The sequence below is a fragment of the Microcoleus sp. Pol12B5 genome, assembly GCF_036701335.1.
GTDB lineage: Bacteria > Cyanobacteriota > Cyanobacteriia > Cyanobacteriales > Microcoleaceae > Microcoleus.
This window is the reverse complement of the sequence record NZ_JAUBQQ010000011.1, coordinates 76,020-89,573: the sequence shown is the minus strand read 5'-3', so window position 1 is coordinate 89,573 and position 13,554 is coordinate 76,020. Positions and strand designations below refer to the sequence as shown.

15 protein-coding genes are annotated in these 13,554 nt (G+C 46.7%); 7 read left to right on the top strand and 8 right to left on the bottom strand.

Going from position 1 to position 13,554, the window contains the following annotated elements:
- Positions 1–54: 54 nt before the first annotated feature.
- Positions 55–2,382 carry a S8 family serine peptidase gene (locus QUA24_RS08680; RefSeq protein WP_333228864.1) on the bottom strand — a complete coding sequence of 776 codons (2,328 nt, stop codon included), beginning with the start codon at positions 2,380–2,382 and terminating at the stop codon, positions 55–57.
- Positions 2,383–2,529: 147 nt separating this feature from the next.
- Positions 2,530–2,757, bottom strand: coding sequence for a hypothetical protein (locus tag QUA24_RS08675; protein WP_333213571.1), 228 nt, complete (start codon positions 2,755–2,757; stop codon positions 2,530–2,532).
- A 495-nt stretch (positions 2,758–3,252) separates the two neighbouring features.
- Here QUA24_RS08675 and QUA24_RS08670 point away from each other — a divergent pair, with 495 nt between their 5' ends.
- The 3 genes from QUA24_RS08670 (at position 3,253) to grxD (ending at position 4,704) form a co-directional block, all read left to right on the top strand.
- Positions 3,253–3,876, top strand: coding sequence for a hypothetical protein (locus QUA24_RS08670; protein WP_333213573.1), 624 nt, complete (start codon positions 3,253–3,255; stop codon positions 3,874–3,876).
- Between the two features lie 42 nt (positions 3,877–3,918).
- Complete coding sequence (locus tag QUA24_RS08665; protein WP_333228862.1) at positions 3,919–4,179, top strand: BolA family transcriptional regulator; 261 nt, start codon at positions 3,919–3,921, stop codon at positions 4,177–4,179.
- A 201-nt stretch (positions 4,180–4,380) separates the two neighbouring features.
- Positions 4,381–4,704, top strand: a complete 324-nt coding sequence (gene grxD, locus QUA24_RS08660; protein ID WP_333042762.1) for a Grx4 family monothiol glutaredoxin — start codon at positions 4,381–4,383, stop codon at positions 4,702–4,704.
- 293 nt (positions 4,705–4,997) lie between these two features.
- On the opposite strand, the gene QUA24_RS08655 is transcribed toward grxD, so the two are convergent.
- Positions 4,998–5,246: a DUF6761 family protein gene (locus QUA24_RS08655; protein ID WP_333228860.1), complete on the bottom strand. Its 249-nt coding sequence runs from the start codon at positions 5,244–5,246 to the stop codon at positions 4,998–5,000.
- 595 nt (positions 5,247–5,841) lie between these two features.
- On the opposite strand from QUA24_RS08655, the gene QUA24_RS08650 reads away from it, so the two are divergent.
- Complete coding sequence (locus QUA24_RS08650) at positions 5,842–6,576, top strand: response regulator transcription factor (RefSeq protein ID WP_333228858.1); 735 nt, start codon at positions 5,842–5,844, stop codon at positions 6,574–6,576.
- A gap of 26 nt (positions 6,577–6,602) precedes the next feature.
- Here QUA24_RS08650 and QUA24_RS08645 read toward each other — a convergent pair whose 3' ends face one another.
- Both QUA24_RS08645 and QUA24_RS08640 read right to left on the bottom strand, forming a co-directional pair.
- Complete coding sequence (locus QUA24_RS08645) at positions 6,603–6,953, bottom strand: 4a-hydroxytetrahydrobiopterin dehydratase (protein ID WP_333228856.1); 351 nt, start codon at positions 6,951–6,953, stop codon at positions 6,603–6,605.
- Positions 6,954–7,215: 262 nt separating this feature from the next.
- Entirely contained in the window at positions 7,216–8,583 is a 1,368-nt protein-coding gene (locus QUA24_RS08640; RefSeq protein ID WP_333228854.1) for an aldehyde dehydrogenase, read from the bottom strand.
- A 163-nt stretch (positions 8,584–8,746) separates the two neighbouring features.
- On the opposite strand from QUA24_RS08640, the gene QUA24_RS08635 reads away from it, so the two are divergent.
- Positions 8,747–9,652, top strand: coding sequence for a glycine betaine ABC transporter substrate-binding protein (locus QUA24_RS08635; protein WP_333228852.1), 906 nt, complete (start codon positions 8,747–8,749; stop codon positions 9,650–9,652).
- Positions 9,639–9,827, top strand: coding sequence for a hypothetical protein (locus QUA24_RS08630; RefSeq protein WP_333228850.1), 189 nt, complete (start codon positions 9,639–9,641; stop codon positions 9,825–9,827). The genes QUA24_RS08635 and QUA24_RS08630 overlap by 14 nt, the downstream gene beginning before the upstream one ends.
- On the opposite strand, the gene QUA24_RS08625 is transcribed toward QUA24_RS08630, so the two are convergent.
- Genes QUA24_RS08625 through QUA24_RS08615 form a run of 3 tightly spaced genes read right to left on the bottom strand, consistent with a single transcriptional unit; the run spans position 9,828 to position 12,675 of the window.
- A complete protein-coding gene (locus QUA24_RS08625) occupies positions 9,828–10,052 on the bottom strand; it encodes a DUF4926 domain-containing protein (RefSeq protein WP_333228848.1) in 225 nt (74 codons plus the stop codon). It lies immediately after the preceding gene.
- Between the two features lie 16 nt (positions 10,053–10,068).
- A complete protein-coding gene (locus QUA24_RS08620; RefSeq protein WP_333228846.1) occupies positions 10,069–10,386 on the bottom strand; it encodes a DUF6883 domain-containing protein in 318 nt (105 codons plus the stop codon).
- Positions 10,387–10,401: 15 nt separating this feature from the next.
- Positions 10,402–12,675: a bifunctional (p)ppGpp synthetase/guanosine-3',5'-bis(diphosphate) 3'-pyrophosphohydrolase gene (locus QUA24_RS08615; RefSeq protein ID WP_333228844.1), complete on the bottom strand. Its 2,274-nt coding sequence runs from the start codon at positions 12,673–12,675 to the stop codon at positions 10,402–10,404.
- Positions 12,676–13,136: 461 nt separating this feature from the next.
- On the opposite strand from QUA24_RS08615, the gene patD reads away from it, so the two are divergent.
- Complete coding sequence (gene patD, locus QUA24_RS08610) at positions 13,137–13,535, top strand: heterocyst frequency control protein PatD (RefSeq protein ID WP_333228842.1); 399 nt, start codon at positions 13,137–13,139, stop codon at positions 13,533–13,535.
- The last annotated feature ends 19 nt before the right edge of the window (positions 13,536–13,554 follow it).

The following is a 13,554-nucleotide window of genomic DNA, read 5'->3' as shown; positions in this document are numbered from 1 at the left end:
TCAAATCCTCATAAAATTATCAGGACTTCAGTCCTCACTACGAACCTATTGCCATTAGACAATGTAAGGAGAATCGATCGCCTTTGCCCGATTAGTTGCCACCAAAGTCTGGTAAATTAAAGCCGAAATCTCAGCGCGGGTAATATCCCGCTGCGGCGAAAGCCAATCGCGGGAAGGATAATTAACCACAATCTTCAAAGCAGTTGCTGTGGCGATCGCACTCAAAGCATAATTAGGAATTTGAGAACGATCGATGTAAACTTTCAAAGAATCAGGATTGCCACCCTTAAGTTCCAAACCGTTAACCAAAGACACGATCGCCTCAGCCTTAGTCAAATTCTGATTCGGGCCGAACTTCAACCCCGGAAACCCCGCCAAAAACCCCCCCCGATTTGCCCGTTCGATCGCACTTCTCGCCCAAAAAGTAGCAGAAACATCAATAAAATTTGTAGCCGGCACCCTCGGAATCGGACTAAACGCACTCACCAACAGCGCCGCATATTGAGCACGGTTTAAACTCTCATCAGGCCGAAAAGAACCGTCAGGAAAACCGCTAATTATATTCGCCGCAGCCAAAGCTTCAATAAACTTCTGTGCCCAATGTCCAGAAATATCGCTGAACACCGCACCCCCGATATTCGGATTGCCGCCGCCCTTTCTCACCGCAGCTTGCACAGCTTTAAAAGCATTCACTTTCCCGTAACCAAACCAATCGCTGCGGCCGTTGTTAGGATCGTAATTTCCCATGCGATTGCCCAACTGGGGATCGGGATCGAGATCGACAATTTTCTCAGCAGTTTGTTCGAGAATTCCCCGCACTTCCCGCGCCGTTAAACGGGGGTTAGCCGAAAGTATCAACCCTGCAACCCCAGCGACTACTGGAGTGGCGCTGGAAGTACCGCCAAAGGTATTCGTGTAGTCCCCCGAATCGTAGCCGGCAACCCCGACTCGATCGGCAGTAAACACCCCCAAACCGGGCAAATACTGCGTCACCTCCGGCGGCGTGCCGATATATCCGGTTTCTGGCAACCAAGTTCCCGGCGGCGCGTTGTTGCTGGGGGCGCAAACCGAGATGCTGGTGCCCCAATTGCTGTAGGCTGCTTTTTTGTTGAGGGAAGTGGAAGCGCTGACGGCAATTACGTCGGGGTGAACGGCAAATCCGTTTAGCCATCTAGTTTGACCCTCTACGACGTTGTTGGGCCAGCCTTTCTCGTTAACAGTACCGTTGACTGGGCGGTTGGCATTCCCCGCAGCGAACATAATAACGCAGCCTCTGCCGCCCCGCCCTTGGGTTGCGGCTTTGGTGATAACGGCACTCTGTCGCAGGGAAATGGGATAGTAAACTGCAGCAGGTCCCCAACTGCAAGAAATGACGGCGGCACCTTTTTCGATCGCCCAATTAAATATTTTTTCGACAGAATTGTCATCAAGAAAACCCGTGGTACGGATGGGCATCAGGGCGCATCCGGGGGCGACGCCGACAATGCCTTTGCCGTTTTCTTCAGCAATGGCGACGCCGGCACAACTTGTGCCGTGGTTGTCTGAGTCTGCGACTGGCATCGGGGAAGTGTCGCCGTCTTTGAAATCGATGGGTGAGACGATTTTGCCTTGGCCTTGAAAATCTGGGTGGGTGATGTCAACTGAATCGTCGGCGATGGCAATTACGATCGATCGAACTCCGCGAGTCATGTTCCAAGCTGGTTCTGCATAAATTTGAGCACCGCCGACAACTTCGTTGCCGCCTTTGTTGTTGAGATACCACTGTTTGGGATAAAGCGGATCGCGGGGCGTGTAATGCTGCTGCGTCTCTACTACAATGTTGGGTTCGGCTACGAGAACTTCTGGATATCTTGTCAGGCGGTTGGCAATTTTGACCGGGTTTTCTGTTGCTTGTTTTGTGACTTCGCAGACGAAAGTGTTGGGAATTCCTTCTACTGGCCGGACTATTTTTAAAGCTGCTGCATTGGCGATAGCCTTGCGCGATTGTTCGTCTACTTGTTCGCCAAATTGAATGGTAATTTGGTCGGTTATATAAAAGAATGTACTCGGATTGTTCGCGGGGCAATAGACGTGGCTGGCAAAAGCTACGGCATCGCTGGCCCGGGCTGCTTGCATTGCTGCTGCTAGGTTAGAGGGCGCAACGAGATATTCTTCGAGATTGCTTTGGCCGATGCGGCGGTTGAGTTTTGCCCCATTTGTTGCAGCCCAATCGTTTGAGGCTGATGCTGTTGATGAGGGGCGGACTGTAAAGCGATCGTTCGCTTTTGACAGCAGCAATTCGTCGCCGCCGCGCTGCAAAATCACTGCCAGACTTTCTTCTGGAACTCCGATACCTTGATAATTTTGTAAGGTATTTGCGGAAAGTTCGATCGGTTGTGTCATCAGAAATGCCTTTGTTTAATTTTAATCCAGTCTTACTATATTCTCAAGAACAGGCAGGATGCCTGTTCCACAAAAACTGAATTTTCTTGTGGGGTGGGCTTCTAGCCCGCCCGTAAAAGGCTTATTAACAATGATTCAGCAAATCCCTCAAATAAACACGCTAGGATTAACATTAAAAAATTCTCCCAGCGCCTTAGCTTGCGCCTTGCTAATCGCCCGTTTCCCATTAACCACCTCAGAGACTACTCCTTTGGAACCAATCACGCCCACTAAATCGGCTTGTTTGAGTTCGCGAACTTCCATGAAATGCAATAGAACATCCTGGAGAGTCGCTTGTGGAATTGGGTAATATTTTGATTCGTATTCTTCGATCATACAGATCCCAGAGGCTTAGTAAAGTTTCTTCTAATGTTAATTCTTCTTTAGACATCAGAAAATCGACTTCTGCGAGGGCAAGATCGTAATCTTCTTCGTTCAGGATTGGCTTAGGCTGAGATTTAGCCAGCAGTTGACCGTAAGCTGTTCTTTGAATTGCGATATTCATGGTTCGTTCGATTGTTGAATTAGATGGGGACTTACCCATCCAAACCAAAGAAACCGGGTTTTCCACCATTTTTCAAGCCTCAAAGGCAGTATTTAGGTAAAAAAAACCGGTTTCTGTGTCCAGGACTAGATTGCCGGGATCTGTCCAATCCCCCGCGATTTCCTTGTTCAATCCAAAATCTAAAATCCAAAATCTAAAATCCAAAATCGATCGAACCCTTTGACATTTCAACAAATTTGGTTTACACTTAGCCGGTTGCGATCGCCAATGGTAAGATCGGCTCAAGCTAAATATTTTTTTAAAGCGCACAGGCGCAAAGTAATTTCATGGTATACTCTGGAACTGTTTGTTGGCTTCGCTCCACTGCCCGGATTACGATCGGGGTGATCGCAGCTTTTATCCTGTTGCAACCGCTCTCAGTCCAAGCACAACAACCTTCTGGGCCAGAGAACCAACCGCAAGTCGATCCCGCCGACGACCCCACAGACCCCAACAATCTTCGCCCTCTGACGCAAGACAGCAGTCTGCTGAGCGTCCCAGGAGGCCAGCGTTTGATGACAGAAGCCAGCAGTGCTATTTCCTCTCAGAATTACGCACTCGCTACTCAAAAGCTGCAAGAATCCCGCCAAATTTTCAATCAACTGTCCAACTTCTACCAACAACTGGGTAGCAGTTTTGCCGGAATTGACATCCGCTTGGCCGAAAGCCACCGCACCAAAGCTGTAGAAACAGCCCAAATGCGCGACGAAGCTACCTATCGGCTGGCGTTGGTACACCGGGCGCAAAATAAGCCCGAACTGGCTGTGCCCCTGCTGATTCAGATTATTCGATCGCAGCAGCCAACTCGCGACTTGGGCAAGAAAGCTTACCAGCAGTTACTGGAATTGGGTTTTGTGGATTCGCCCTTTCCCCGGCCTGCCAGCACTCAACCGAGCTCATCGACAAAATAGTTCCACTAAAATCTAAATTACAGCCGTTTATCACAGAAACCAATGGTTACACCGTCTCAAGTAGCAGAAATGATTAAGGCAGGGTTGCCCGACGCTAAAATACAAGTTGAGGATTTGACTGGTGGCGGTGACCACTACCAGGCGAGAGTCGTCTCAGCAGCCTTTGAAGGAAAAAGCCGAGTACAGCAGCACCAACTGGTCTACGGCGCTCTCAAACAGGCAATGGCTAGTGAAGCCATCCACGCTTTGGGCTTGGAAACCTTAACTCCCGCAGAATGGGAAGCGAAAAGTCAAGCTGCTTAATTGTTGACTTGCAAGTGGATATCACAAATTTGTGCTGGTGTCAATAGTTGCTTGAAATACAACTGCTGCACTTACGCACAAAAACCAAAGAAACCGGGTTTTTGAACCGGAATCTATGGCTGTAACGAAAGATTGTCCTAAAAAACCCGGTTTCTGCGTCAGTCAACGTTTAAAAATTTTCAAACAATATTAGGAGCTACCATGACTACAGCAGCACATGAAAGAATTGACGAGTTGGTAAAGCAAAACAAAATCATGGTGTTTATGAAGGGCAATAAGTTAATGCCCCAGTGTGGTTTTTCTAATACTGTGGTGCAAATTCTCAATACTTTGGGAGTGCCTTACGAAACTGTTGATGTTTTGGCAGACCAGGAAATTCGTCAAGGCGTTAAAGAGTATTCCAACTGGCCGACAATTCCCCAAGTTTATATCAACGGCGAGTTTATCGGTGGCTCGGATATTATGATTGAGATGTATCAAAAGGGCGAATTGCAAGAAGTTGTAGAAGTTGCTTTGGCTTCTTAAATTAGACAAAAAAAACATATCCCCGACTTCTTAAAGAAGTCGGGGAAATAACAGCAATCGCGTTTTACGTTGAATTAGGTTGATTTACTTAATTACTCGTTACCAGGCAGAGCCTGGGAACGCAATGCGCTTGGCTCGACCTCCAATTTTTAGGCTCCGAAAGCGAGGCCAAGCCTCTGGACATGGGCTCCCAGCCCGAGCCAGGGAACCCGTTAAAATTCCCAATTCCCACTTCCCAATTCCCAATTCCCACATCCCAAATCATCAAGGGTTTATCAAACCGAATTTGCTATTTAATAGTAGTCTGCTTCAGTTTGGGTCTGGGGCATTACAAAATTGGAGGGGTCGTGAATGTAACGCGCTGCTTCTTCCTCTAGTCTGTGAATCAGATAGGGCTCCAAACTGTTGGAATGCCGCAGGGCTGCTAAATAGCCGTCTAAGTAAAGCCGCAGGTCATCAAAGCGATAACCTCTATTCCACATTTCGACGAGGGCGTCGGTGAGTTTTTGGTAGTGCCGGATTGTTTGGGTGTCTTGTAGCATAGTGTGAGTTTGAAATCCTTTGTGGTTTGTATAATGACGGCGGGATTTAGGAATGACCTCGATTGATGCTGAGTGGCTCAGCTTGAGGCTATTTCTAAATAAAAGTTTTTACCCTGCTCAACAGGCTACCCTCCATAAAAAATTTCACTCGTTGCAATGCAGTTGCTCGACTTTGTGCGCGCACCTAGATAATTCGCTGTGCGTTTAATAGAGTCGGGATATTGCTGAATTTGGCGGTCAAAGTGGCTGAGTGTTCCGGCTACCGAGCGAACGGTTGGAGGAATTCTAGTTTCACTTGCGCGATTTGTCAACCTCCTGGGAGTGGGGGCTGGGTCGGGGGGATCGCTTTTGGCAGGCGGTTGGGGCATGGGATCGATCGGCTGTACACTGTCTTATTTTCATTGTAAGCTTACCGCCAGAATGATTTAACCTTTCTGCAGGCTGACCCTCCCAAATTAACCCAATATTTAAAATTCCTACCCTGGGTGTGTCCGCTGCTTTAAACGCAGCTCATGCTTGAGTAGCGATGGTTACAAAAGCTTGACAAAAGCTCTGTTAACCTTGTAGCAATTAGTGATATGGGAAGTTCGCCTCTGTGGAATCTGCAAGTATTTCAATTGTTGAAGGGAATCCGCACCTGCGATCGCTCTTGGGCTGGCATCTACAGCAAGTCGGTCACTGGGTGCACCAGTCAGCGGATATCAGTCACGCTAGGGAAATATTTTTCAGCCGCCAGCCAACCCTAGTCATTCTGGATGCCCAATTGCCGGATGGGGACGGTTTGGAATTTTGCCACTGGCTGCAACAGCAGCAGCAGTCACTGATTTTGATGCTGTCGGCGCGGAATTCGGAATCGGATATTGTTGAAGGTTTGAAGGCGGGGGCAGACGATTACCTGACTAAACCCTTTGGGATGCAAGAGTTTATGGCGAGGGTGGAAGCTCTGATGCGCCGTAACCGCACGATGATACCGCCGGCGACGCTGGAGTGCGGGCTGCTGAAAATTGATTTGGTGCAGCGCCGAGTCAGGTTGTACGAGGAACATATTGAGCTGACTCCCCAGGAATTTAGCCTGCTGTACGTGCTAGCTCAAGCTGGAGGAGTGCCACTGTCGCGCTCGGATTTGCTGCGGAGGGCGTGGCCCGATGCGATTGATAACCCCCGGACGATCGACACTCACGTACTCTCTCTGCGTAAAAAAATCGAAATAGACCCGCGACAGCCGAGCCTGATTCAAACTGTACGGAATGTCGGCTACCGACTGAATCTGGAGTTGTTGAATGGGAACCAACGGCATTCTCCGCTCGTACCCGGAGCTGTGAGTTCTTAGAGTACGATCGGGCTATAAGTCGGATTTTATTTTGAGAATTGATTGGCGATCGCATCTGTTTTCGCTGCCATAATAAAATCATTGCGATGTAGTCCAGAAATCGCGTGAGTCCACCAAGTAACGGTAACTTTCCCCCACTCGGTTAACAGTGCGGGGTGATGTCCTTCAGTTTCTGCTGCTTCGCCGACGCTGTTTGTAAAGGCGATCGCACTTTTGAAATCCGGGAATTCATAGGTGCGTTCTATTTTGGGAATGCCATTTTTTTCGATCAAATTCCAGTCGGGAATTTGAGGTTTTAGTTGGACAATTTCGTAAGCTGTGACGCGGGGAGAGTTGGGGCTGCAGGCTGCACAGCGTTCTTCTGCTAAAGGTTCCATAAATTGCTTGTTAGCGATCGGTTCTAAAAGACATTATAGACATTTCTAATGGGAATTATTTTGGATGGGGCAACAGTCATTTAGCAGTGACGTAGAGAGTGTGATCAAAATAGTTCATAAAACAGATGAGCAATCATTTAAATTTTATGAAAATTATCCTGCACCGTGGAATCGGTTAACCGATAATATCAGGAATGGGCGGGTTAATTTGGCTATCTCGGTGATATTGTAAACGTTGGCGAACCCGCCCCTCCAAGTGCGCTCAACCGATAATTTTCTTAATCAAATCCAACTTACCCTTATAGGGGGCGTACCGCCATTTCAAGTCCAGCAAAAATGACTTTTGCAGCACGCTTTTGTAATGAGAAAAAGTATCAAAACTTGCTTTGGCGTGATAGCTACCGATGCCGCTGTCGCCAACTCCGCCAAAAGGTAAATCTTTTACCCCCACTTGCATAACCGTGTCGTTTAGACAAACTCCCCCCGAAGAAGTTTCCCTCAAAACTCGCTCTTGTTTCTCTTTATTTTTGGAGAACAAATACAAAGCTAGGGGTTTGGGACGGGCGTTTATTTGGGCGATCGCCTCTCCGAAATCATCATACTCCAAAACTGGCAAAATCGGCCCGAAAACCTCATCCTGCATCACCGGGGAGTCCCAGGAAACACGATCTAAAACCGTCGGTGCAATATATCTATCTTCCGGCTTAACTTCCCCACCAACGACAATTTCTCCATCTTTGATAAACCCACTCAAACGGTCTAATTGCCGCTGGTTGATAATCCGCGAATAGTCGGGACTTGTTTGCGGATCGTCGCCGTAAAATTCGTGAATTGCTGTTTTAATTGCTGCCATCAAAGCAGGTTTAACTTTTTTATCAACTAACAGGTAATCTGGAGCGATGCAAGTTTGTCCGGCATTGAGAAATTTGCCCCACGCAATGCGTTTTGCGGTGTATTCAATCTGAATGTCTGAGTCTACAATGCAAGGACTTTTGCCGCCTAATTCCAAGGTTACAGGTGTCAGGTGTTTAGCGGCAGCTTCCATGACTATTCTACCGATTTTAGTGCCTCCGGTAAAAAAGATGTGGTCAAATTTTTCGGCTAGTAATTGTTGGCTGATTTCCACACCTCCTTCGACGGCGGCTACATAGGCGGGATCGAAGGTTTTGGATATCATGTCGGCGATAACTTCGGAGGTGTGTGAGGCGATTTCCGAAGGTTTGAGAAGTGCACAGTTGCCGGCGGCGATCGCCCCGACTAAAGGTGATATCATTAGCTGAAATGGGTAATTCCAAGGCCCGATGATTAACACTACGCCCAAAGGTTCAGGGTAAATGCGGGCTGATGCTGGGAATTGATCTATCGAAGCAGGCACTTTTCTCGGCTTTACCCATGATTTGAGGTTTTTGAGGGCATAGTTAACTTCGGCAATCGATGCGATTTCAAGATAAGCCTCGAATTCCGGCCGACCCAGGTCTGCCTTGACAGCATCGACTATTCGTGATTGATTAAGTTCGATCGCACTTTTAAGTTTTTTGAGTTGTTCAAGCCGAAAATCCACATCTTTCGTTTTCCCAGTCGCAAAAAATTGCCGCTGCTGCTGGATAATATCGCTGACGCTGATTACCATTTTTTGTCCTCCATGTCTATAAATAAATGTTACAACAGGAAAACGGAACTTGGGTAAAGTGCGATCGGTGTTAAAGCGTAGACTTCTGGAATAAGTCTGCGATCTGGGCTTTATGCTATAACTTATAAGGTATTAATTGTAGATTTTTAATGTGAGTTAAGTCATGAAAATATCTAAGAACGATTTTTTTTTCTATTCCTGCTGGCTGCTTTGCTTGCTTGCAGTAGCAGGATGTACCTCTAAGCCCGAAAAGCAAGTTGTCATCTGCTCGAAAGACTTTACCGAACAAGCCATTCTCGCAGAAATTTTAGCACAGCATATCGAAGCTAAAACAGATATCAAAGTAGAACGAGAACTGAATCTCGGAGGTTCGCTTTGCCATCAATCCCTAACAGCAGGTAAAATCGATTTGTACGTTGAATACACGGGGACTGCTTACGCCAACCTGCTCAAACAGAAACCGATTTCTGACCCCAAAAAAGTCCTCGATTACCTCAAACAAGAATATCCCAAACAGTTTAAAGCAGAATGGACGGAACCGCTAGGATTTAATAACAGTTTTGCGATTATTGTGCGGGGAGACGATGCCAAAAAGCTCAATTTACAAACTATTTCGCAACTTGGGAAAGCTTCACCTAACCTCCGGGCTGGTTTCGGCCCAGAATTTAACGAGAGAGAAGATGGGTTTCCCGGATTGGCTAAAACTTACGGGATTAAATTTCGAGAACAACCCAAGGAATTGCTGTTAGGATTGCTTTATCAAGCGCTGCAACAAAAAGAAGTAGATGTGATTGCTGGTAATACGACGGACGGTTTGATTCAAAGTTTAGGTTTAGTAGTTCTCACAGATGACAAGAACTATTTCCCGCCCTACGAAGCAGTTCCGGTTGTGCGATCGCAAATTTTGGACAAATACCCGGAATTGCGTCCAGTGCTCGCAGAATTGGGCGGCAAAATCTCCGAGGAAGATATGCGACAACTGAATTATCAAGTTGATAAGAAACAGCAGGAAGCTGGACAAGTCGCCCAGGAGTTTTTGCAGCAAAAGTTGGGCGATGCAAAGCCTTAAACTCCGCCAAAATATGATTAAAATAGCCCTTGAAGAATTTATCCGCAGCCGCGAAAATCAACAACTGTTAGAAAAAATTAATGCTGCTTGCAAACCACCTCTTTCTGAAGAAGAACAAGTTTTGCTTCGCAAGATCAATCGCTCTCATCGGAGGCTGGTGGAAGGCGAATGGTAATCAATATTTTCCAAGCTGCAAAATAGGAGCTTTTATTGCTTCAATCTGGGACTCGGCAACTTCAACTGTAATTGCTTCGATATTGAAACCCTCTAAGCTATAACCATCTTCTTCACCTTCCGGCATCTGGTAGTGTTCAACGATAGTTGCTGTATCACCTTTTTTTAGGCCATACTTAGGAATATCTTCTCGCAATGCTACCTGTGAAAACAGTTCAAATTTCATGGAGTTTAACCTCTTGTCAATCAGGAACTAATGTAACAAATCTGGTTTCGGATGGAGTAACGATCCAAACGGTTTTAACTTGTAAAATTGTACCGTTTAGACCTGTTAAACTGCCTTTAATCATGTACTTTTGACCGTATCTGGTGTTTTCCATTTGCTCCGCTTCCAGAGGAAGTATCTGGCTTCTTAAATCTCGATCGAGCTGTTGCCAGTTGTCTATGTTGTAACCATCTCGATCGAGAAACTGAGATTTGTCGTCTTTAGGAAGCCGGATTAATAAATAGTTGGTCAGCTTTGCTGAAGGAATAACCGAGTTAAGGCTGAGTTTTGCCATAGGAAGAATTTCCTGTTAAGTCCCTTCACTCAGCCTCCGCAAATTCAAAATATCGCTCATCTTTTTAATTTGCATACAAGTGCGCTCGAACTGTTGTTTATCCTGGATATCCATGCACAAGTCAATTAATGCAGGCAATCCGGGATATGTTTTGACTTGAGCGCTGCGGACGTTTACTTGGTTGTCCTTCAAATGCGATAAAACATCATTGAGAACTCCCACTCGATCGAGGGCTTCAATTTGAATATTAACCGGATAAGTATTTGGTCGAGATTCATTGCGGTTGCTGGAATTCCAACTCACAGGAACCAACCGATCCCCAGGTACGCTCTCAACATTTGAACATCGTTGTCGGTGAATCGAAATTCCGCGAGTGCGAGTCACAACTCCAATAATTGATTCCCCAGGAATCGGACAGCAACAGCCGGCTAAATGGTATAGCAATCCCTCTACACCTGCGATGGGCGATTTGCTCGGAGATGAACTCGGTACTGGTTTCGGTGTCGTCGATGCAGGTATTAGCTGGGGCACTTCGTGGGTTCCTGCGGGAGCAGCTTCAATTTTTTGCTGCACTTTTACTAAATCTCGCAGTCGATTTACTACGAGATTTAAGGTAACTTCGCCGTAGCCCAAACCGGCGATTAAATCTTCGACGCTGTGGTAGTTACAGCGCTGAGCCACAGACTGCATGGGTTCAGATTTCAGCAAAGATTCTAATCCGTTTTTACCTAATTCTTTTTCCAGCAATTCCCGCCCGCGAGCAAGATTTTCATCTCGGTGCGATCGCTTCAACCACTGACGAATTCGGTTTTTTGCTCCGTTTGTCTTGACAAAATTCAGCCAGTCGGAACTGGGATGACCATTTTTTTGGGTCAAGATTTCTACAATATCGCCATTCTTTAAAACTTTGTCTAGTGTTACCATTCGCCCGTTGACTCTGGCACCGGTGCAGTGATTACCAATTTCGGTGTGAATGCGGAAAGCAAAATCTACGGGAGTTGACCCGCTATTGAGAGCAATTACGTCTCCGTTAGGTGTGAAAACGTAAATATCTTCGTCGAATAAGTTGTCCTTAATGCTTTGTAAATATTCGCGATCGTCTTTGAGGTCGCTTTGCCATTCTAGGAGTTGCCGCAGCCAAGTAAATTTTTCGTCGTCGCCAGTGACTGTTGTGTTAGAACCGCCAGTTTCTTTGTATTTCCAGTGCGCGGCAATGCCGTATTCTGCAATGTGGTGCATTGCTACGGTGCGAATTTGCACTTCGATGGGGCGACCGCTGGTTCCGATTACTCCGGTGTGCAAAGATTGATAGCGGTTGGCTTTTGGTAAACCGATATAATCTTTAAAGCGGCCGGGAATCGGGCGGAAAGAATCGTGGACGATCGCCAAAGCGCGATAACAGTCATCATTGGTTTCTACTATGATCCGCACCGCCGCAATATCGTACACTTGGTTAAAGCCTTTTTGGCGGCGCTGCATCTTCCCATAAATTCCGTACAAATGTTTGGGACGACCGCTGACTTCGTAGCATTTAATGCCTAATTTGTCAAGCCTTTCTCGTAAACTATCTGTGACTTCTGCGAGTTGAGTTTCTCGATCAGCTCGCTTCACCGCCACTAAGTCCTGAATTTCGCGGTAAGCTTCTGGTTCCAGGTATTTAAAGGCTAAATCTTCCAATTCCCACTTAAAGCGGCCGATACCCAAACGGTTTGCTAGGGGAGCAAAAATATCTCGGGTTTCTAGGGCAATACTGCGCTGCTTTTCTTCGGACAAATGCTCCAAAGTCCTCATGTTGTGCAGGCGATCGGCGAGTTTGACAACAATAACGCGAATATCTTTAGCCATTGCTAGGAACATTCGGCGGAAATTTTCCGCAAGGCGCTCTGTTTTGCTGGAAAAATTAAACTTAGAAAGCTTGGTGACACCTTCAACCAACTGTCGTACTTCCGCGCCGAACCGCTGTTCTATTTCTTCGAGAGTAATATCTGTATCTTCAACAATGTCGTGGAGGAAGCCGGCGGCAATCATGACGTTGTTGCCGCCCATATACCTGAGTATTCCAGCGACAGCTACCGGATGGCAAATGTAAGGTTCTCCAGATTTGCGGTATTGTCCTTCGTGCAAGTCGCGGGCAAATTCAAATGCCCGACAAATTAAGCTGTCGTCAGTCGAACAATTCGAGTTAGGGCTCCCATCAGGCTGCGATCGAGTATTCAGGCATTCTTGCAGCCAATCGGGAACTACGGCAGGATCGATCGAAGGAGAGGGAGTCAGAGTGTTCGCGTTCATGGGGTACACCTTTAAAACTTAGAAATACAAATGGTTAAAAGCCGGTTTCCGGTTGAATTGCCGAAATTATGTGTTTAGCTATACTAAGCTAATTGAATGCCACAATTTGCAATTCAAAAAAATAGTCGATTTTTCTCAAACTATACCTATGTAATCCCGAGTCGCCCCCCTCGGAGGTAGGAAAATATAGTGACACCACTGCCGCCGCAGCAGTCTGTCGAACGAGGAAAATCGGGTAAAATCAGCAGATTTGGGCGGTAGCCGTTGAGGTTGCGGGGGATCGGCATTTACCGGCAACGCTAAACTAAAAGCAGCAGCCAGAAGGGTAGAGTTAGGGCAGAAAATCGAAAAAAGTTCTCACAAAACAGGGAATTGCTCCAAAAACGCACCGCTTCCCTCCATATGAGCAAACTTAAGTAAGTATCTACTTTGATTATAAATACAAATTTGTTTACAAAATCATGATATTGTCCGAAGACCGCCGCCAGTGCTACCAAGAATTACAGCAAGCACTAGAACAACTACAAAGAACTGCTGCACAGGATAATCTGGATGGAGCCGCGCTGGCGATCGAATACACAAAAGTGCAACAATTTTTCGGAAACCAAATTATGAGAGCCGAAAGCGATGAGTTAGACGCCTCAGAAACACCCCCAGAGCAGTCCTATTTGACGGAAATTCACAAGCAACTGCGGTTATTGGGGACAGATGTCACCTTTTTGCAAGCGTCGCGCCAGCCAGCGACAGCAAAGGCGAGGCAAACTGCGGCGATCGCGCGACTCAACACGCTAATTGGCTACTGTGGCGCGCTGCTGCAAAAAAATTCTGGTTCTTCAGGGCCCGCCCAGATACAGAATTAATAATTGAATTAACAGGGAA

Excerpts from the sequence above, each read along its gene's own strand:
- QUA24_RS08665 (WP_333228862.1), top strand. The coding sequence starts at position 3,919 with ATGGTTACACCGTCTCAAGTAGCAGAAATGATTAAGGCAGGGTTGCCC.
- QUA24_RS08625 (WP_333228848.1), bottom strand. The coding sequence starts at position 10,052 with ATGAAATTTGAACTGTTTTCACAGGTAGCATTGCGAGAAGATATTCCT.
- QUA24_RS08620 (WP_333228846.1), bottom strand. The coding sequence starts at position 10,386 with ATGGCAAAACTCAGCCTTAACTCGGTTATTCCTTCAGCAAAGCTGACC.
- QUA24_RS08640 (WP_333228854.1), bottom strand. The coding sequence starts at position 8,583 with ATGGTAATCAGCGTCAGCGATATTATCCAGCAGCAGCGGCAATTTTTT.
- QUA24_RS08615 (WP_333228844.1), bottom strand. The coding sequence starts at position 12,675 with ATGAACGCGAACACTCTGACTCCCTCTCCTTCGATCGATCCTGCCGTA.
- QUA24_RS08680 (WP_333228864.1), bottom strand. The coding sequence starts at position 2,382 with ATGACACAACCGATCGAACTTTCCGCAAATACCTTACAAAATTATCAA.
- QUA24_RS08645 (WP_333228856.1), bottom strand. The coding sequence starts at position 6,953 with ATGGAACCTTTAGCAGAAGAACGCTGTGCAGCCTGCAGCCCCAACTCT.
- patD (WP_333228842.1), top strand. The coding sequence starts at position 13,137 with ATGATATTGTCCGAAGACCGCCGCCAGTGCTACCAAGAATTACAGCAA.
- QUA24_RS08655 (WP_333228860.1), bottom strand. The coding sequence starts at position 5,246 with ATGCTACAAGACACCCAAACAATCCGGCACTACCAAAAACTCACCGAC.
- grxD (WP_333042762.1), top strand. The coding sequence starts at position 4,381 with ATGACTACAGCAGCACATGAAAGAATTGACGAGTTGGTAAAGCAAAAC.
- QUA24_RS08675 (WP_333213571.1), bottom strand. The coding sequence starts at position 2,757 with ATGATCGAAGAATACGAATCAAAATATTACCCAATTCCACAAGCGACT.
- QUA24_RS08670 (WP_333213573.1), top strand. The coding sequence starts at position 3,253 with ATGGTATACTCTGGAACTGTTTGTTGGCTTCGCTCCACTGCCCGGATT.
- QUA24_RS08630 (WP_333228850.1), top strand. The coding sequence starts at position 9,639 with ATGCAAAGCCTTAAACTCCGCCAAAATATGATTAAAATAGCCCTTGAA.
- QUA24_RS08635 (WP_333228852.1), top strand. The coding sequence starts at position 8,747 with ATGAAAATATCTAAGAACGATTTTTTTTTCTATTCCTGCTGGCTGCTT.